At 73.7% G+C, this 18,104-nt stretch carries 15 protein-coding genes; 4 read left to right on the plus strand and 11 right to left on the minus strand.

Going from position 1 to position 18,104, the window contains the following annotated elements; translation table 11 throughout:
* Positions 1-319: 319 nt before the first annotated feature.
* From uvrC to rsgA, 4 genes are all read right to left on the minus strand, one after another.
* Positions 320-2,263: an excinuclease ABC subunit UvrC gene (uvrC, locus tag ACH495_RS20420; protein WP_396859308.1), complete on the minus strand. Its 1,944-nt coding sequence runs from the start codon at positions 2,261-2,263 to the stop codon at positions 320-322.
* Positions 2,264-2,346: 83 nt separating this feature from the next.
* Positions 2,347-2,832 carry a Rieske (2Fe-2S) protein gene (locus tag ACH495_RS20425; RefSeq protein WP_396859309.1) on the minus strand — a complete coding sequence of 162 codons (486 nt, stop codon included), beginning with the start codon at positions 2,830-2,832 and terminating at the stop codon, positions 2,347-2,349.
* A 197-nt stretch (positions 2,833-3,029) separates the two neighbouring features.
* Positions 3,030-5,972, minus strand: coding sequence for an excinuclease ABC subunit UvrA (gene uvrA, locus ACH495_RS20430; RefSeq protein ID WP_396859310.1), 2,943 nt, complete (start codon positions 5,970-5,972; stop codon positions 3,030-3,032).
* A gap of 155 nt (positions 5,973-6,127) precedes the next feature.
* Positions 6,128-7,210, minus strand: coding sequence for a ribosome small subunit-dependent GTPase A (gene rsgA / locus ACH495_RS20435; RefSeq protein ID WP_396859311.1), 1,083 nt, complete (start codon positions 7,208-7,210; stop codon positions 6,128-6,130).
* Between the two features lie 187 nt (positions 7,211-7,397).
* Between rsgA and ACH495_RS20440 the strand changes: the two genes are divergently transcribed.
* Positions 7,398-8,114 carry a maleylpyruvate isomerase family mycothiol-dependent enzyme gene (locus ACH495_RS20440; RefSeq protein ID WP_396859312.1) on the plus strand — a complete coding sequence of 239 codons (717 nt, stop codon included), beginning with the start codon at positions 7,398-7,400 and terminating at the stop codon, positions 8,112-8,114.
* A gap of 8 nt (positions 8,115-8,122) precedes the next feature.
* Positions 8,123-8,776 (plus strand): MBL fold metallo-hydrolase, encoded by a 654-nt coding sequence (locus ACH495_RS20445; protein ID WP_396859313.1) that lies wholly within the window; start codon positions 8,123-8,125, stop codon positions 8,774-8,776.
* A gap of 45 nt (positions 8,777-8,821) precedes the next feature.
* Here the strand turns inward: ACH495_RS20445 and ACH495_RS20450 are convergent, their stop codons facing one another.
* Entirely contained in the window at positions 8,822-9,430 is a 609-nt protein-coding gene (locus tag ACH495_RS20450; protein WP_396859314.1) for a DedA family protein, read from the minus strand.
* A gap of 91 nt (positions 9,431-9,521) precedes the next feature.
* Complete coding sequence (locus ACH495_RS20455) at positions 9,522-10,199, minus strand: class I SAM-dependent methyltransferase (RefSeq protein WP_396859315.1); 678 nt, start codon at positions 10,197-10,199, stop codon at positions 9,522-9,524.
* Between the two features lie 178 nt (positions 10,200-10,377).
* Here ACH495_RS20455 and ACH495_RS20460 point away from each other — a divergent pair, with 178 nt between their 5' ends.
* Positions 10,378-10,581: a cold-shock protein gene (locus tag ACH495_RS20460; RefSeq protein ID WP_091059998.1), complete on the plus strand. Its 204-nt coding sequence runs from the start codon at positions 10,378-10,380 to the stop codon at positions 10,579-10,581.
* A 50-nt stretch (positions 10,582-10,631) separates the two neighbouring features.
* On the opposite strand, the gene ACH495_RS20465 is transcribed toward ACH495_RS20460, so the two are convergent.
* The 5 genes from ACH495_RS20465 to ACH495_RS20485 form a co-directional block, all read right to left on the minus strand.
* A complete protein-coding gene (locus ACH495_RS20465) occupies positions 10,632-11,909 on the minus strand; it encodes an MFS transporter (RefSeq protein WP_396859316.1) in 1,278 nt (425 codons plus the stop codon).
* Positions 11,906-12,481 carry an ArsR/SmtB family transcription factor gene (locus ACH495_RS20470; RefSeq protein ID WP_396859317.1) on the minus strand — a complete coding sequence of 192 codons (576 nt, stop codon included), beginning with the start codon at positions 12,479-12,481 and terminating at the stop codon, positions 11,906-11,908. Before ACH495_RS20470 ends, ACH495_RS20465 begins: the two co-directional genes overlap by 4 nt.
* 93 nt (positions 12,482-12,574) lie before the next feature.
* The gene (locus ACH495_RS20475; protein WP_396859318.1) at positions 12,575-13,483 is read right to left on the minus strand and encodes a hypothetical protein; all 909 of its coding nucleotides are present in this window, start codon (positions 13,481-13,483) and stop codon (positions 12,575-12,577) included.
* Between the two features lie 167 nt (positions 13,484-13,650).
* Positions 13,651-15,306, minus strand: coding sequence for a CocE/NonD family hydrolase (locus ACH495_RS20480; RefSeq protein ID WP_396859319.1), 1,656 nt, complete (start codon positions 15,304-15,306; stop codon positions 13,651-13,653).
* 2 nt (positions 15,307-15,308) lie between these two features.
* Positions 15,309-15,827 (minus strand): MarR family winged helix-turn-helix transcriptional regulator, encoded by a 519-nt coding sequence (locus tag ACH495_RS20485; protein ID WP_396859320.1) that lies wholly within the window; start codon positions 15,825-15,827, stop codon positions 15,309-15,311.
* Between the two features lie 127 nt (positions 15,828-15,954).
* Here ACH495_RS20485 and ACH495_RS20490 point away from each other — a divergent pair, with 127 nt between their 5' ends.
* The gene (locus ACH495_RS20490; RefSeq protein WP_396859321.1) at positions 15,955-18,090 is read left to right on the plus strand and encodes an MMPL family transporter; all 2,136 of its coding nucleotides are present in this window, start codon (positions 15,955-15,957) and stop codon (positions 18,088-18,090) included.
* Positions 18,091-18,104 lie beyond the last annotated feature (14 nt).

Below are 18,104 nucleotides of genomic sequence, written 5' to 3' on the forward strand. Positions count from 1 at the left end.
CTTGGAAGCGGAAGGCCCCTCTGGGGGCCGATTCCTACCAAGATCTCCACCGTTCCCGAGGTGCGAAACGCCCATCCCGTCACGTGAGAGCACCAACCCCGCCCCCGCCCCCCACCCGTTCACCGCGCGGCGATCATGAGGGTGGCGGGCCGACACGCCGACAACCGGGCAGCCAGCCCCATGATCACTAGGCGTGGCGGGGCGCCGCATCGCGCGCCTCCGGCCGGTCTGGGCGTGATCACGGGGTTTGTGTCTCAGTGGGCCGGCGGGGGTGACGCCAACTCCTTGATCATCGCGCGAGGGAGGCGGCGGTGGGTGGTCAGGGGGAGGACGGGGTTGTGGCGGGGTCGCTGTCGAGGGCGGCGAGGATCGCCTCGGCCGTACGTTGGCCGACGCCGGGCACCTCGGTGATCTCCTCGACCGTGGCCGCGGACAGCCGCTTCAGCGAGCCGAAGTGCCGCAGGAGCGCCTTACGACGGACCTCCCCCAGGCCGGGCACGTTGTCGAGCGCCGACTCGGTCATCCGCTTGGACCGCCGCTGGCGATGGAACGTGATGGCGAAGCGGTGGGCCTCGTCGCGGACCCGTTGCAGCAGGTAGAGCGCCTCGGAGGTGCGCGGCAGGATGACCGGGTATTCGTCGTCGGGCAGCCAGACCTCCTCCAGCCGCTTGGCCAGCCCGCACAGCGAGACGTCGTCGATGCCCAGCTCAGTGAGGGCCTTCGCGGCGGCGGCCACCTGCGGCGGGCCGCCGTCGACCACCACCAGCTGCGGCGGGTACGCGAACCGGCGCGGCCGCCCGGTGGTCGGGTCGATGCCGGGGCGGTCGGGGTCGGCGGCGGTCTCGTCGCCCAGCTCCCCCGTCTCGGCGCGGGCGTCGAGGTAGCGGGCGAAACGCCGACGCAGCACCTCGGACATGGCGGACAGGTCGTCGGTGGCGCCGCGCACGATGAACCGGCGGTATTCGCTCTTGCGGGGCAGCCCGTCCTCGAAGACCACCATGCTGGCGACCACGTCGGTGCCCTGGATCTGGGAGACGTCGAAGCACTCGATGCGCAGCGGTGAGGTGCGCATGGCGAGCGCGTCGGCGATCTCGTCGAGGGCCTGACTGCGGGTGGTCAGGTCACCGGCGCGCTTGAGCTTGTGCCGGGTCAACGCGTCCTTCGCGTTGCGCTCGACGGTCTCCAGCAGCGACCGCTTGTCGCCGCGCTGCGGCACCCGCAGCGAGACGCGGCTGCCCCGGCGGGTGGAGAGCCAGTCGGCGAGCGCGTCGGCGTCGCCGGGCAACTCGGGGACGAGCAGCTCCCGGGGGACGTCGGCCTCGCCCTGCTCGCCGCCGTAGACCTGGGTGCAGAAGTGGTGCACGAGGTCGCCGGTGGTCAGCTCCTCGGTCTTCTCCACCACCCAGCCGCGCTGGCCGCGCACCCGGCCGTCGCGGACGTGGAAGACCTGCACCGCGGCTTCGAGGGGGTCGTCGGCGAACGCCACCACGTCGGCGTCGGTGCCGTCGCCGAGCACCACTGTCTGCTTCTCCATGGCCCGGCGCAGCGCGGCCACGTCGTCGCGCAGCCGGGCGGCACGCTCGAACTCCAGTTGCTCACTGGCGTCGAGCATCTCCTTCTCCAGCCGGCGGACCATGGTGTCGGTGCGGCCGGCCATGAAGTCGCAGAAGCCGGTGACGATCTCCCGGTGCTGCTCGGCGGTGACGGTGCCGACGCACGGCGCCGAACACTTGCCGATGTAGCCGAGCAGGCAGGGCCGGCCGACCTGGCCGGCCCGCTTGAACACCCCGGAGGAGCAGGTGCGGGCCGGAAAGACCCGCAGCAGCAGGTCGAGCGTCTCGCGGATGGCCCAGGCGTGCGAGTATGGCCCGAAGTAGCGCACGCCCTTGCGCTTCGCGCCGCGCATCACCTGTAGGCGCGGGTATTCCTCGTCGAGCGTGACCGCGAGGTAGGGGTAGGACTTGTCGTCGCGGTAGCGGACGTTGAACCTCGGGTCGTACTGCTTGATCCAGGTGTATTCCTGCTGGAGCGCCTCCACCTCGGTGGCGACGGTGATCCAGTCGACCGACTCGGCGGTGAAGACCATCTGCCGGGTGCGCTGGTGCAGGTTGACCGGGTCGGCGAAGTAGGAGTTGAGCCGGCTGCGCAGGTTGCGCGCCTTGCCCACGTAGATCACCCGGCCGGTGCCGTCGCGGAAGCGGTAGACCCCTGGGGACTCCGGGATGGTGCCGGTCGCGGGACGGTAGGTCGAGGGGTCAGCCACGCGCCAAGCCTAGTCCGCACCCCCGACACCCGACCGCCACCGCGCCCCCGCCCACGGTCGGCGGGCGGGGACGGGGCGCGCGGTCAGGCCAGCGTGATCTGGTCGCCGCTGACCTTGATCTCCTTGGCCGCGAGCGGCTTGGTGGCGGGGCCCTGCTTCACCGAGCCGTCGCTGATGGAGAACCGGCTGTTGTGGCAGGTGCAGTTGATGGTGCCGCCGTCGACGTTCGACACCGGGCAGCCCTGGTGCGTGCAGATCGGGTCGAACGCCTTGAACTGGCCGGCCTCCGGCTGGGTGATCACCACGCCCTTGCTGGCGTAGATCGCGCCGCCGCCGACCGGGATGTCGCTGGTGCGGGCCAGCGGGCCGCTGCTGTCGCGGTTGCCGCCACCGGCGTCGCCGGTCGCGGTGGCGCCGGGCGGGCCGCCGCTGGTCGGGGCCGCCCCGGGGGTCGCGTCGTCGTCGCCGCAACCGGCGAGCACCACGGCCGCGCCGACAGCTCCGGCACCCGCGAGCAGGGCCCGACGGGTCTGGGTGACCGGTCCGGTTCGCGCCTGGTCGTCACTCATCTCCGGCCTCTCTCTCGGCTGTGGCCACCGGTCATGATCCGTGGCCACAGTGTGCAACACGCACCAGCCTCCGGCACGGTTCATACTGTCGCGTCACCAGACCGGCACCACGAGGACCGCGACGCTGTCGAACGACCGGGCATCCGTGCGGACGACGGGCGGGGCGGACTGCCCGCCCCGCCCGTCGGGCCCGTCGGTCAGCGCGCGCCGGCCGGCACCTTACGGACCCGTGACTTCGTGGCGCCGTTGGCCTTGGCCGCCCGGGTGGTGGCCGCCTTCGCGCCCTTGGCCGCGCCGGCCAGCTTGAGGATCGGCCGCAGGAACTCGCCGGTGTGGCTCTCCGGCACCTCGGCGACCTCCTCCGGGGTGCCGGTGGCGAGCACCGTGCCGCCGCGGTGACCGCCCTCGGGACCCATGTCGATGAGCCAGTCGGCCGTCTTGATCACGTCGAGGTTGTGCTCGATGGTGATCACCGTGTTGCCCTTGTCGACCAGGCCCTCCAGCACCATCAGCAGCTTGCGGATGTCCTCGAAGTGCAGGCCGGTGGTGGGCTCGTCGAGCACGTAGACCGTCCGCCCGGTGGAGCGCTTCTGCAGCTCGGAGGCGAGCTTCACGCGCTGCGCCTCGCCGCCGGAGAGCGTCGGCGCGGGCTGGCCGAGCCGGACGTAGCCCAGGCCGACGTCGACGAGCGTCTTCAGGTGCCGGTGGATGGCCGGGATGGCGGAGAAGAACTCGGCCGCCTCCTCGATCGGCATGTCCAGCACCTCGGCGACCGTCCGGCCCTTGTAGTGCACCTCGAGCGTCTCGCGGTTGTAGCGCGCGCCCTTGCACACCTCACAGGGGACGTAGACGTCCGGCAGGAAGTTCATCTCGATCTTGATGGTGCCGTCGCCGGAGCACGCCTCGCAGCGCCCGCCCTTGACGTTGAACGAGAACCGGCCCGGGCCGTACCCCCGGACCTTGGCCTCGGTGGTCTCGGCGAAGAGCTTGCGGACGTGGTCCCAGACACCGGTGTAGGTGGCCGGGTTGGAGCGCGGGGTACGCCCGATCGGCGACTGGTCCACGCCGACGACCTTGTCCACGTGCTCCAGGCCGGTGATCCGGGTGTGCCGACCGGGCACCAGCCGGGCGCCGTTGATCTGGTTGGCGAGCACCGTGTAGAGGATGTCGTTGACCAGTGTCGACTTGCCCGAGCCGCTGACGCCGGTGACGGCGATGAGCTGGCCGAGCGGGAAGCTGACGGTGAGGTTGCGCAGGTTGTGCTCGCGCGCGCCGTGCACCACCAGCTCCCGGCCCGGCGTCTGCGACCGGCGGGTGGCCGGCGTCGGGATGGCCCGGCGCCCGGCCAGGTAGGCGCCGGTGACCGACTCGTCGTTGTCGAGCAGCGCCGGCACCGAGCCGCTGTGCACGATCTTGCCGCCGTGCTCGCCCGCGCCCGGGCCGATGTCGACGATCCAGTCGGCCACCCGGATGGTGTCCTCGTCGTGCTCGACCACGATCAGCGTGTTGCCCAGCCCGCGCAGCCGCAGCAGCGTCTCGATGAGCCGGTGGTTGTCCCGCTGGTGCAGACCGATCGACGGCTCGTCGAGCACGTAGAGCACGCCGACCAGGCCGGAGCCGATCTGGGTGGCGAGCCGGATGCGCTGCGCCTCGCCGCCGGAGAGCGTGCCCGCCGGCCGGTCCAGGGAGAGGTAGTCCAGACCGACGTCGAGCAGGAACTTCAGCCGGGCGTTGATCTCCTTGAGCACGCGCTCGGCGATCATCTTCTGCCGGTCGGTCAGCTCGATGCCGGCGAGCAGGTCGGCCGCCTCGCCCACGGAGAGGTTGCAGACCTCGGCGATGCTCTTGCCGGCCAGCGTGACCGCGAGCACCTCCGGCTTGAGCCGGGCGCCACCGCAGGCCGCGCACGGCACGTCACGCATGTAGCCCTCGTACTTGTCGCGGGACCACTCGGACTCGGTGTCGGTGTGCCGGCGCTCGATCCACTGCACCACGCCCTCGAAGCCGGTGTAGTAGGAGCGCTCGCGGCCGTACTTGTTGCGGTAGCGGACGTGCACCTGGTCGTCGGAGCCGTGCAGGATCGTCTTCTGCGCCCTCGACGGCAACGCGCGCCACGGCGTGTCGACGTCGAAGTGCTGGCTCTCGCCCAGCGCCTCCAGCAGGCGCAGGAAGTATTCCAGGTTGTGCCCGGTGGACCAGGGCTGGATCGCGCCCTCGCGCAGCGTGCGCTCCGGGTCCGGGATGATCAGCTCGGGGTCGACCTCCTTCTTGGTGCCCAGGCCGGTGCAGTCCGGGCAGGCGCCGTAGGGCGCGTTGAAGGAGAAGACCCGGGGTTCCAGGTCCTCGATCGCGAGCGGGTGGTCGTTCGGGCAGGCCAGGTGCTCGGAGTAGCGGCGCTCCCGGGCCGGGTCGTCCTCCGGCAGGTCGACGAAGTCGAGCAGGACCAGGCCGCCGGAGAGGCCGAGCGCGGCCTCGACCGAGTCGGTCAGCCGCTGCTTGGCGCTCGGCTTCACGCTGAGCCGGTCGATGACCACCTCGATGGTGTGCTTCTCCTGCTTCTTGAGCTTCGGCGGCTCGGTCAGCGGGTGCACCACGCCGTCGACCCGGGCCCGGGCGTAGCCCTTGGCCTGGAGCTCGGCGAAGAGGTCGACGTATTCGCCCTTGCGGCCGCGGACCACCGGCGCGAGCACCATGAACTTGGTGCCCTCGGGCATGGCGAGCACCCGGTCGACGATCTGCTGCGGGCTCTGCTTGGAGATCCGCTCGCCGCAGATCGGGCAGTGCGGCTCGCCGATGCGGGCGAAGAGCAGGCGGAGGTAGTCGTAGACCTCGGTGATGGTGCCGACGGTGGAGCGCGGGTTGCGCGAGGTGGACTTCTGGTCGATGGAGACCGCGGGGCTGAGGCCCTCGATGAAGTCGACGTCGGGCTTGTCCATCTGGCCGAGGAACTGCCGGGCGTACGACGACAGCGACTCGACGTAACGGCGCTGCCCCTCGGCGAAGATGGTGTCGAACGCCAGGCTCGACTTGCCCGAACCGGACAGCCCGGTGAAGACGATCAGGGCGTCCCGGGGCAGGTCGAGACTGACGTCACGCAGGTTGTGCTCGCGCGCGCCACGGATGATCAGACGGTCGGCCACGGTGCGTGTGCTCCCGGAAGAAGAATGTGAGGCGGATCTGTTCACCAGACGACGGGTCTGGGTGGATTTCACGAGTTGTCGAGGCGCAGGGAAAGCGCCTCGGCAACTCTAGCCTCGAGGTGTGACAACTTCCGTCGCGCGACCATTCCCCCAGCTCAGAACGTGCCGGGAGCGGGCGGCGGTGCCGCCGGACGCCCGGTGCGTCGCCGCCCACCGCGCCAGCCGCCCCGCCGCTCGGCGGCGAGCCGGGCCGCGCGCCGACCGCTCTCGTACGCGAGCTCCCGCTGCAACCGGTGCCAGCTCTCCCAGCGGCGGACCGGCAGCTCGCCGCTGTCCAGCGCCTCCCGCACCGCGCAGGCCGGCTCGGCGTCGTGCGCGCAGTCGGCGTACCGGCAGCCGGCGGCCAGGTCGGCGATGTCGGCGAACGCCCGGTCCAGGCCGGCGGTGCCGTCCAGCAGGCCGACCGCCCGGACGCCGGGGGTGTCCAGCACCGCTCCCCCACCCGGCAGCGGCACCAGCGCCCGCCAGGTGGTGGTGTGCCGGCCCTTGCCGTCGACCCGGCGGATCGCCTGGGTCCGCATCACGTCCGCCCCGGCCAACGCGTTGACCAGGCTGGACTTGCCCGCCCCGGACGGACCGAGCAGGCCCAGCGTGCGCCCCGGCGCGACGTGCCGGCGCAGCGGCGCCAGCCCGGTGCCCCGCTCGGCGCTCACCGCCAGCACCGGCACCCCGGGCGCCAGCTCGGCGAGCTGCCGGGCCACTGCGGCCGGGTCGGCGGCCAGGTCGGCCTTGGTGAGCACCACCAGCGGCGCGGCGCCGGATTCGTGGACGAGGGAGAGCAGCCGCTCGATCCGGGCGGCGTCCGGCGCCGGGTGCACCGGCTCGACCACCGCGGCGGTGTCGAGGTTGGCGGCCAGCACCTGGCCGCTGGCGTCCTTGCCGGCGGTGCGCCGCACCAGCGCGGTACGCCGCGGCAGCACCGCCTCCACGGTGACCGGACCGTCCGGCCAGGTGGCCAGCAGCACCCAGTCGCCGGCGCAGGGCAACGCGGTCAGGTCGCGGGCCGCGGCGGCGAGCACGCCGCCGCCGAGGCTCGCCCGCACCGGCCCTTCCGGGCGCAGCACGGTGCACACGCCGCGGTCGACCCGGGCCACCCGCCCGGGTCGATGGTCGGCGCGTCGATCGAGGTGGGTCGCCCAGTCGGCGTCCCAGCCGAGGGCGGTCAGGTCGAGGGTCATGGCATCCTCATCGGGTTCGTGGGATCAGGGCGGACACACGCGCGGGGACCGGCATGCGCACCACCTCCCTCCGACTCCCGGCGTCACGGCGCGAAGCCGTCGGCCCCGACGCTAGGACGCGCGGCGACGCGCCGAAAGCGATTTCCCCGGCGGCGCGGCGCGGGCCGGCCCGCTACTGTCGGATCCGATGACGACTGATCCCCTGCTGCTGACCGGCGAGCTGGCCCAGGCGAACGACCGGCTGCTGCGTACCGTGACCGTCCTGGCCGCCGCGGACGTGGCGGTGCCGTCGCTGCTGCCGGGCTGGAGCCGCGCGCACGTGCTCACCCACCTGGCCCGCAACGCCGACGGGTTCGTCAACCTGCTCACGGCCGCGCGCACCGGCGAGCCGATCCCGATGTACGCCTCGATCGAGGCGCGTAACGCCGACATCGAGGCGGGCGCCGGCCGGGGCCCCGCCGACCTGCTGGACGACCTGCGGCGCAGCGGCCAGCGCTTCGACGCGGCGGTGGCGGAGATGCCGCCCGGGGCGTGGGGCGCCATGGTGCAGACCCGGCGCGGCCCGTGGCCGGCGGCGCTGCTGGTCTGGGGCCGGCTGCGCGAGGTCGAGGTGCACCACGTCGACCTGGCCGCCGGCTACCGACCGGCGGACTGGCCGGAGGCGTTCGCCCAGCGGCTGCTGCACGAGGTGACGACCGGGCTGGCCGACGATCCGGCCGCGCCGGCCATGGTGCTGCGTCCCGACGGCCCCGCGCGCGAACTCGCCGTGGGCGACCCCGAGGGCGCGCCCACGATCACCGGCCCCGCGCCGGAACTCGCCGCCTGGCTGACCGGCCGGGGCACGGGCGAGCTGCTCACCGTCGATCCCGACGGCCCCCTGCCGAACCCACCGGAATGGATCTGAACCCCGTCATGACCTACACCGGAGACGTCACGCCCGGCGGCCCGCCGGCCGTGCGCGAACTCGACCGGCTCACCGTGACCAAGCTGTCGGTGGGCCCGATGGACAACAACGCCTACCTGCTGCGCTGCCGCGCCACCGGCGAGCAGGTGCTGATCGACGCCGCCAACGAGGCGCCCCGGCTGCTGGAGCTGATCGGCGACGGCGGGTTGGCGACGGTGGTCACCACCCACCGGCACATGGACCACTGGGTCGCGCTGGAGGAGGTGGTCGCCAAGACCGGCGCCCGCGCGCTGGTGCACGCCGACGACGCGGAGGGCCTGCCGATCGACGCCGCGCCGCTGCACGAGGGCGACACGGTTCCGGTCGGCGACTGCGCGCTGGAGGTGATCCACCTGCGCGGGCACACGCCGGGTTCGATCGCGCTGCTCCACCGCGACCCGGCCGGCGGGCCGCACCTCTTCACCGGGGACTCACTCTTCCCCGGTGGGGTGGGGAACACCGACCAGGACCCGGAGCGGTTCGGCCGGCTCATCGACGACGTCGAGGCGAAGCTCTTCGACCGGCTGCCGGACGAGACCTGGTTCTACCCGGGTCACGGCAAGGACAGCACGCTCGGCGCCGAGCGGCCGGCCGTGCCGCAGTGGCGGGCCCGCGGCTGGTGAGCGTGCCGGGTCCGGCCTCCCCCGTGGCGGCCGGACCCGGCCCGGTCAGCCGGTCACCGCACGCAGCCGGCGCCGGGTGCCGAGCAGCACCGGGCCGGCGAGCAGCAACCCGACCGTCATGGTGAGCACCGTCGGGTCCGGCGCGCCGGGCAGCAGGGCGGTCAGCGTCCGCGCGGCCAGCCCGAGCGCCACGTAGAGCCCGGCCCACGCGGTCGCGCCGAGCGCCGCGCAGGTGATGAACCGCCGGTACGGCATCCGCAGCCCGCCCGCGGCCAGCGGCAGCAACGCGTTGAACACCGGCAGGAACGGCGCCACCAGCACGATCCGCCCGCCCCCGCGAAGCAGCAGCGTCTCGGCGGCGGCCCAGCGGGACTCGCCGATCCAGGCGCCCAGCCGGCCGCCCCGCAGCCGCCCGCCCCAGCGCCGTCCGGCGAGGAAGCTCAACGACCAGCCGGCCAGGCAACCGGCCACCACCGCCGCGACGGTCGCCGCGCCGCCGGCCGGCCGGCCCGCGCCGACCGCCGCCAGGACCGCGGCGTCGCCGGGCACCAGCACCCCGAGCAGGGGTACGGCGTCGGCGAGCATCACCACGCCCAGCAGGCCCATCAGCAGGGTGGTGGGCAGCTGCCCGAACTGGGCGAGCAGGTTCGTCATGCCTGGCACGCTATGCCCGGCCGGTCACCCGGCACATCGGGCGTGACCCCCCCAGCGGCCCCGGAGATCGCCTCCGGAGGATCCCCGAGGGTCAGCGGGGGCGCAGCACCTGGACCCGGCGTACCGGGGAGTCGACCGAGGGCTCGGTGGTGGGCACCGGGTAGCTGGCCACCAACTCCAGCCCGGCTGGCGGCAGGTGACCCCGGTCCGGGTCACCGACCAGCACCTCGACACCCCGGTCCGCGCAGCGCCGCAGGTAGGGCAACACCCGTGCGGCCAGCTCGGCGTCGTAGAGGGCGTCGCCGGCCACCAGCAGGTCGGCGTCGGCCACGCCGTCGAGCAGGTCGTCGCCGTCGACGGCCACCCGGACCCGGTTCGCCCGCGCGTTGACCGTGACGGCGGCCACCGCGTACGGGTCGACGTCGTTGGCGACCACCTGGTCGGCGCCGGCGAGCGCGGCGGCGATGGCGACCAGCCCGGACCCGGCGCCCAGGTCGAGCACGCGCCGCCCGGCGACGAGCTCGGGGTGGTCGAGCAGGTGCCGGGCCAGGGCCTGCCCGCCGGCCCAGACCGAGGCCCAGTACGGCGGTGGGAGCGACCGCCCGGCGGCGGCCTCCATCCGCGCCCACCACAGGATGGCGTCCTCGGCCAGGTGCAGCCGCACCTCGGGCACGAACGGCGTGGCCACCAGGCGCAGGCGGTCGGGGCCCCCCGCACCGGGCGCCGTGATCTCCCGTTCCAGGTCGGCCAGCGCCGTCGTTGTGCTCATCCGGGCAAGCATGCCGCGCCCCGGGGCGGGTCGGGGGGATTTCCGGTTCGCAGGTATTCGTGAGCCACGCCGGCACTTCCGCCAGCGGATCCGGGTTCGGGCGGTTACTGTCGAGGAGGTACAGGGGCGATCACCGACCGCGGGTCGGTGCTCACCCGCATTGAACAGGGAGAGACGCATGGCAACCGGCACGGTCAAGTGGTTCAACTCGGAAAAGGGCTTCGGCTTCATCGAGCAGGATGGCGGAGGCCCGGACGTGTTCGTCCACTACTCGGCCATCCAGAGCGGTGGCTACCGCGAGCTGAACGAGGGCCAGAAGGTCGAGTTCGAGGTGACGCAGGGCCAGAAGGGCCCGCAGGCGGACAACGTCCGTCCGATGTGACGTAGTGCCGGTGGCGGCGGTCGGGCTCCGACCGCCGCCGCAGCGCGCCGTCACGCGGGTCTCGCCGGCAGGTCACGCCGCCGGCGTAGCGGCCCGATCAGCAGGATCAGCGGGGTGAGCGCGAGCCAGGCGGTCATCAGCCGGATCGCGCCGCCCGGTCCCCACGCGGCACCCAGCACGCCGGCGAGCAGCGCGGCGAGCGGGATGGTGCCGTAGTTGAGCAGGTGCATGCTCACCGTGACGCGGCCGAGCAGCCGGTGCGGCGTGTAGGTCTGCCGGAAGCTGCCCTTGACCACGTTGCCGATCGCGACGCCCAGGCTCACCAGCACGCCGCCGAGCACCAGCCAGGCCACCCGCCCGCCGGGGCCGGCGAGCGGGATCAGCAGCGCCGGCGGCCCGGTTAGCGCGCCGGCGAGCAGCAGGGCGCGGGCGGTGCCGAGCCGCCGGGCCAGCCGGGCGGCCAGGGCCGCGCCGACGACCCCGCCGAGACTGGCCAGGCCGATCAGGAGGCCGACCAGGCCGGCCGGCAGCGCCGCCGAGCGGACCAGGAAGACCACCAGCACCGCCTGGTAGCCGGTGAGCCCGATGTTGCTCGCCGCGCCGAAGACGGTCAGCACCCGCAGGTACGGGTCCCGGGCGACGAAGCGCAGCCCGTCGGACACCTCCCGGCGCATCGACCCCGTCCCGGCGGTACGGCGCGGGCGGGGCTCGACCGCGCGGATGCGGTGCAGGCACAGCGCGGACGCCAGGAAGCTCACCGCGTCCAGCGCCACCGCGGTCACCGCGCCGGCGAGCTGGGCGATCAGCCCGGCCAGCCCGGGGCCGAGCAGGTAGCTCGCGGTCTGGGTGGCGTGCAGCCGGGCGTTGGCGGGCGGCACCTGCTCGGGCGGCAGCAGGGTGGGCAGGTAGACCTGGTCGGCGGTCTCGAAGAACACCCGGGCCAGGCCGGCGCCGAGCGCCACGACCAGCAGGTGCCCGACGGTGAGCAGGTCGAGCAGGGCGGCGGCCGGGACGCTGGCGAACAGCGCGGCGGCGGCCAGGTCGGCGGCGATCATCACGGGGCGGCGGCGGACCCGGTCGACCCAGGCCCCGACCGGCAGGCCGGCCAGCAGCCAGGGCAGCCAGGCCGCGGCGGTGAGCACCGCCACCTGGAACGTGCTGGCGTCGAGCACGGCCACGGCGACCAGCGGCAGCGCCACCGCGGTCATGTTGCTGCCCACGGCGCTGATCGAGTGGCCGGTCCAGAGCAGCCGGAAGTCACGGTGCCGGAACAGGCCGCCGGGCGGCGCGGGGGCGGGCGGCGCGGCAGCGCCGGGCGGGGCGGTCACGGTCGCGCCGGTACGCCGTGGGTGAACACGAAGACCGGCTCGCGGCGCTGCCCGTCGTCGGGGGCGGGCCGGTCTGCCCAGCGGGTGAACAGCGCGATCACCTCGCGGCTCAGCTCGGCCAGCTCGTCCGGGGTCAGGTGCAGCCAGTGGTCGGTGCTGAACGGCGCGTCACCCCAGGCGGCGTGCGCCTCGTCGGGGGCCGCGTGCCAGGCCCGCACCAGGGCGGTGTGCCGCTCCAGGTTGAGCGAGCCGGCCGCGTCGGCCACCACCCGGGTGGACGGGTCGTCGTCGAAGTCGGTGCTGGACCAGCGCACTCCCCGGTTCCGGGGCTTCCACCAGCGTTCCCGGCGGTCGCGGGCCAGCTCGGGCGCCTCGACCAGCAGGCCGGCGGCGGCCAGCACCTTCAGGTGGTGGCTGACGTTCGCCGGTGCCTGGTCGGTGCGTTCGGCGAGCATGCCCACGGTGCCCGGTCCGTAGACCTTGAGCACGTCCATGAGGCGGCGGCGCAGCGGATGGGCGAGCGCGGCGAGCACACGCGAGTCGGTGACCTGACGCACGGTGGGTTGGTCCATGCGGCCGAGTCTGACATCCGCAAGAACTGTTGCGCAATGCTTGTTGCTAAATTCCCGGCGCCGCGACGCTGCAGTCGTCGCGGCGGGATCGGGTCAGGCGGTGAGCCGCCGGGACAGCTCGTCGGCGACGTCGCGGGCGATCTGCGGCGGGATGGCCTCGGCGATCTTCTCCGGCGGCAGCCCGGCGAGCACGCCGGTGACGATCTGCTGCTCGTCGGTGAAGTCCCTGCCGGACAGCTCGGTCACCTGCGCCACGAGCGCCGGCCAGGCCCGCAGCATCGCCAGCATCTGCTGGAGCGGGGAGTTCGCCAGCGGCGGATTGACCAGTCCGACGGTGTTGGCCGGCGAGATCAACCAATTGCGCAGATTCTGCAGGTCGGCCAGCACGTCGCCGACCGTACGGTTGGCCGAGCCGGTGTTCCCGATGAGCTTGTCGGTCTGCTTCATGTCGTCCTCCGGTGTCACTGGGGCGATCAGCCCGATGGCGGTGAGATAGCGGCGGAACAGCGGGGTCTGGTCCCGGCCCGCCCTGGTCGAGTCGCGGAAGAAGCTGATGTGGGTGTGGAACAGGTGGCTGCTGTCGCCGGTGGTGCGCCGGCCCAGCCGGTCCCAGCGCCGCACCGTCCGGCCGTCCGCGGAGTAGATGATCTCCCGGATGTCCCGGGTGTCGGACGCGTTCGCCACGCACTGCGCCACGAGCCAGGTGGAGAACGTCCGCAGCGTGTGCGTGGCGCCGCCGGAGCGGACCGAGAACGTGCCGATGTCCAACGCGGACGCGTACAGGGTCAGCCCGGAACGGTCCCTGGAGGACTCGACCACCGAGTAGTCGTTGGCCACCACCCGGTCCGAGCCGCAGTGGTAGCCGCCCCGGTGGCTGGGATCGCCGACGATGCCGACCTCCGCCGGTTCGAGATCGGCATCCCGGACGACGTTCTTGTCGACGTTGAGGTAGGTGAGTAACAGGGTGCGGACGGCCAGCAGGTTCGCCGGAGCCGACGTCATGGCGGATCCCCTTCCGATCGATGGTCGACAAGGGAACGGCAATCACTACGTGTGATGACGTGAGATCTGCGGACGCGCCCCTGCCGGATGACTGCACAGCAACGGGCACTTGCTGGCAGCCTATCTCCCAGCGGGGAAAAATCCCAGCTCAGAACCGCTATTTGCGACTACCGGACGGGCCGCACGAGCGGCAGCAACAATGCCGACGGATGCTCACGGTCATGCCACACCTCTCGCCACCCGGCGCGGAGAGTGACCGCGGTGCCGAGCGGCTCCCCGGTGCCGGGATTACGCGCCCAGCGCGGGTGGGCGCCGCCGGAGACCTGGACGCGCAGCCGGTGCCCCGGCGCGAACCGGTACGCGGTCGGCCAGAGCGTGACCGGCACCCGCACCACACCCGACGGCCCCGGCGGGAACCGACCCGGCTCGACGCGGACCAGTCCGTCGCAGACGTTCCACGATCGACCGCGTCGGTCCACGTCGCACAGCCGCACGAACACGTCCAGGTAGGACAGCTCGCTGCGCAGGTGGATCTCGGCGTGCACCGGCCCGACCACCTCGACCGGACCGTCCACCGGATCGCTGGTGTAGGTCAGCACGTCCGGGCGGGCCTCCACCGGCCGGTTGTCCACCGCGCCCGCCCGCTGGGCGACCAGCAGCGGGCCGCCCAGCGACGGGGTCGGGTCGGCCGGGTCGTACCGGAACCGGTCCGGCGGGCCGGCCACCGGCGGGGTGGGCGACAGGCCACCGCCGGCGCGCAGGTGCCAGCGCGTCGGCGTGGCGGGCGGCGGCCAGTCGGGCAGGTCCCGCCACCCACCCCCGACGCCGCCCACGTGCACCCGCACCGGCGCGCGCTCCGTGCCCGCACGAGGTGACGCCGCCCGGCCGGCCAGGTGTTCGTCGAACCAGTCCAGCCCGTCGCGCAGCGCCGCCACCAGCAGCCCGGGGCTGCCGTGGGTCCACGGGCCGACGGTCAGCCGTGGGCGGGCGCCGGCGGCGCGCAGCCGGGCGTAGTCGTCGAGCTGGGCCGGGAGGAAGATGTCCTGCCAGCCGCTGACCATGGCGACCGGCGCGCCGACCTCGGTGATCCGGTCGCCGAAGACCCGGGCCCGCCAATAGTCGGCGTCCGGCGTGTGGTGGCGCAGCCACTCCTGAAAGAACGGCACGGTCACGCCGGTGGCGACCCGGTCCGCCTCGACCAGCGGCAGGTGGGCCAACGCGCGGATGAGCCGGGGCTGGCCGCGCTTGAGCTCCCACTGCCGGGCCAGCCAGGGCACGGTCTGCGCCTGGAGCAGCTCCGCCCAGGTGAGCACCGTGTCCAGCGCGAACGACTCCCCCGCGTACGTCGAGTCGCGGGTGGCCGACGCGGTGACCACGGCGACCATCGCGCGCAGCTCGTCGCCCGCCTCGGCGGCCACCGCCCACTGCACGAACCCCTGGTAGCTGGCGCCGAACATGCCGAACACGCCGGTCCACCAGGGTTGCCGGCGCAGCCAGTCGAGCGTGTCCAGGCCGTCGTCGCGCTCGTGCACCAGCGGGGCGAACTCGCCGCCGGAGCCGTACGTGCCGCGACACGACTGGATCACCACGTGGAAGCCCCGCTCGGCGACCAGGTGAACGAGCAGCCGGATCGGACCGCCCCGCCCGTACGGGGTGCGGATCAGCACGCAGGCCGCGCCCGGCAGGTCCGGCGCGTAGTGGTCGGTGCGCAGGGTGATCCCGTCGCGGACCCGCACCGGGATGTCCCGGGTGACGGCGACCCGGCCGGCGCGGGCGGCGGGCAACCGCAGCGCCGCGGCGGCGAGCCGGGTGACGAGCCGCACGGTCAGCGGTCGCCGGCCGGGTCGGTGGCGGCATCGCGGGCGGCGCGCACCTCGTCGCGGTGCGCCCGCATGCTGTGCACCATCTCGCCCATGAACCGGTGCACCACGGCCAGTTCGTCGTCGGTGAACCGGTCCATCACCTCGTCGGTGCGCCGGCCCAGCGGGCCGAAGAAGCTCTGCGCCAGCGTGGCGCCGCGGTCGGCGTAGTGCAGCAGGATCTTGCGACGGTCGGCGGTGTCCCGGTCGCGCCGGATGTGGCCGGCGCGCTCCAGGCGGTCGACCAGCGCGGTCACCGAGCCGGAGGAGAGGTTGAGCACCTCGCCGAGCCGGCCGGGGGTGATCGGATCGCCCACCAGCTCGGCCTCCATCACCGCGATCAGCGCCTGGAGGTCGGTGGCGTTCAGCCCGTGCAGGCCGGCGAACGCGTGCCCGACGTGCTGGGCGTCCGACGAGTAACGGCGCAGGTCGTTGGTGATCTCCGCGACCATGCGTCCACGCGGGTCGTTTCGTCGCCGGTACATCCCGTGCCCCGTCACCGCTCGCCGCCATCCCCTCGGTCCGGCTTGCAGCATAGAGCCTCGCCGGATAATCTCGCTCATCAAGATACTCGGCTGGCGAGAATCAACCGCAGGATCAAGAGGGCATCCGATGTCACTGTTCACCCGCGTCGCCCGGGGCCGGCTGGCCGCCTGGCTCACCGTGGCGGCCGCGCTCGTCGTCGGCGCGGTGGTCTTCGGGCTACCCCGACCGGACAACCCCGAACCGGTCTCCGCCACCGGTCTGTCCGTCGAGTGGCAGTCGACCCAGGTCGAACGCCTCCAGGACCAGTTGCCGTCGCGCGACACCCAGCCCGCGCTGGTCGTGGTCAGCCGCGCCGACCGCGCCCCGCTCAGCGCCTCCGACCGGTCCGCGCTGGACGGCGCCGCCGGCAAGCTGGGCCCGCTCGCCGTCGGCGGCCGGGTCGCCCCCGCCCAGCTCTCCCCCGACGGCACCGTGGCGCTGGTCGCCGTGCCGCTGTCCACCGCGGGCGACCAGCAGGCAGTGGTCGACGAGGTGGGCAAGGTGCGGGACGCCGTGGCGGACCTGCCCGACGACCTGACCGTCGAGGTCACCGGCGGCCCCGCCTTCACCGCCGACCTGAGCAAGGTCTTCCAGGGCGCCGACACCACGCTGCTGCTGGTCACCGCCGCCGTGGTGGCGCTGCTGCTGCTGGTCACCTACCGCAGCCCGTTCCTGTGGCTGGTGCCGTTGCTCGTGGTGGCCGCCGCCGAGCAGTTCACCCTGCGCACGGTGGAGACGGTGGTGCCGGCGCTCGGCATCTACCTGCCCAGCGGCCAGGTCACCGGCATCGCCAGCGTGCTGGTCTTCGGCGCGGCCACCGACTACGCCCTGCTGCTCATCGCCCGCTACCGCGAGGAGCTGCGCCGCGAGGAGAGCCGGTTCACCGCCATGCGGGCCGCGTTGCGGCGCACCGCCGAGCCGATCCTGGCCAGCGGCGGCACCGTCGTGCTGGGCGTGCTCACGCTGCTGCTGTCCGAGCAGGAGACCAACCGCGCGCTCGCGGTGGCCTGCGCCATCGGCGTGGTGTTCGCCATGCTCTCCGCGCTGTTCGTGCTCCCCGCCGCGCTGGTGCTGTTCGGCCGGGGCCTGTTCTGGCCGTTCGTCCCGCGTGTCGGCAGCGCCGCCCGGGAGGGCCGGCTGTGGGGCCGCCTCGGCGAGCTGGTCGTCCGCCGGCCGCTGCCGGTCGCGGCGCTGGCCACGCTGCTGCTCGCCGGCCTCGCGCTCGGCGGGCTCGGCATCCGCACCGGCCTGTCCGAGACCGAGCAGTTCCGGGAGCGACCCGAAGCGGTCGCCGGCGCGGAGACGCTCGCGCGGGCCTTCCCGGCCGGCAGCACCCAGCCGGTCGCGGTGCTCACCAACCCGCAGGCGGCGCCCGCGGTGCTCGCCGCCGCCGGCGCGGTCGACGGCGTCGCCTCGGCCCGGCCCGGCCTCGCCGGGGACCGGGTCGCCCAGGTCGACGTGGTGCTCACCGCCGAGCCCGGCACCGCCGCCTCCGACCGGGCCGTGGTGGCGCTGCGCGACGCGGTCGCCGCCGTGCCCGACTCCGCGCCACCCACCGTCGCCGGGGCGGACGCCCCCGACGGCGCGCTGGTCGGCGGCACGGTCGCCGCCACCTACGACTCCGCCGAGGCCAACACCCGGGACCTGCGGCTGATCCTGCCGATCATCCTGCTGCTGGTCGGCGCCGTGCTGGTGCTGCTGCTGCGCGGCCTGCTGGCCCCGCTGCTGCTGGTGCTGACCGTGATCGCCTCGTTCTTCGCCAGCCTCGGCGCCGCCTGGCTGCTCTTCGACCACGTGCTGGGCTTCCCGGCGCTGGACAGCGGCGTGCTGCTGCTGGCGTTCGTGTTCCTGGTCGCGCTCGGCGTGGACTACAACATCTTCCTGGTCACCCGGGCCCGGGAGGACGCCCGCCGGGCCGGGACCCGCGACGGCATGCTGTCCGCGCTGCGGGTCACCGGCGGCGTCATCACCAGCGCCGGCGTGCTGCTGGCCGCGGTCTTCGCGGTGCTGGGCGTGCTCCCGCTCATCACGCTCACCCAGATCGGCATCATCGTCTGCGTCGGTGTGCTGCTGGACACGTTGCTCGTCCGTACCGTGCTGGTGCCGGCCCTGGCGTTCCTGCTGGGCGACCGGTTCTGGTGGCCCGGGCGGATCACCCGCGACCCGGACGCACCCACCGGGGAGACCGCCGCGCCGGCCGAGCCGGTCGCCGCGCGGGACTGACCCGCCGGCCGGGC

This window comes from Micromonospora sp. NPDC018662, assembly GCF_044391475.1.
GTDB lineage: Bacteria > Actinomycetota > Actinomycetes > Mycobacteriales > Micromonosporaceae > Micromonospora.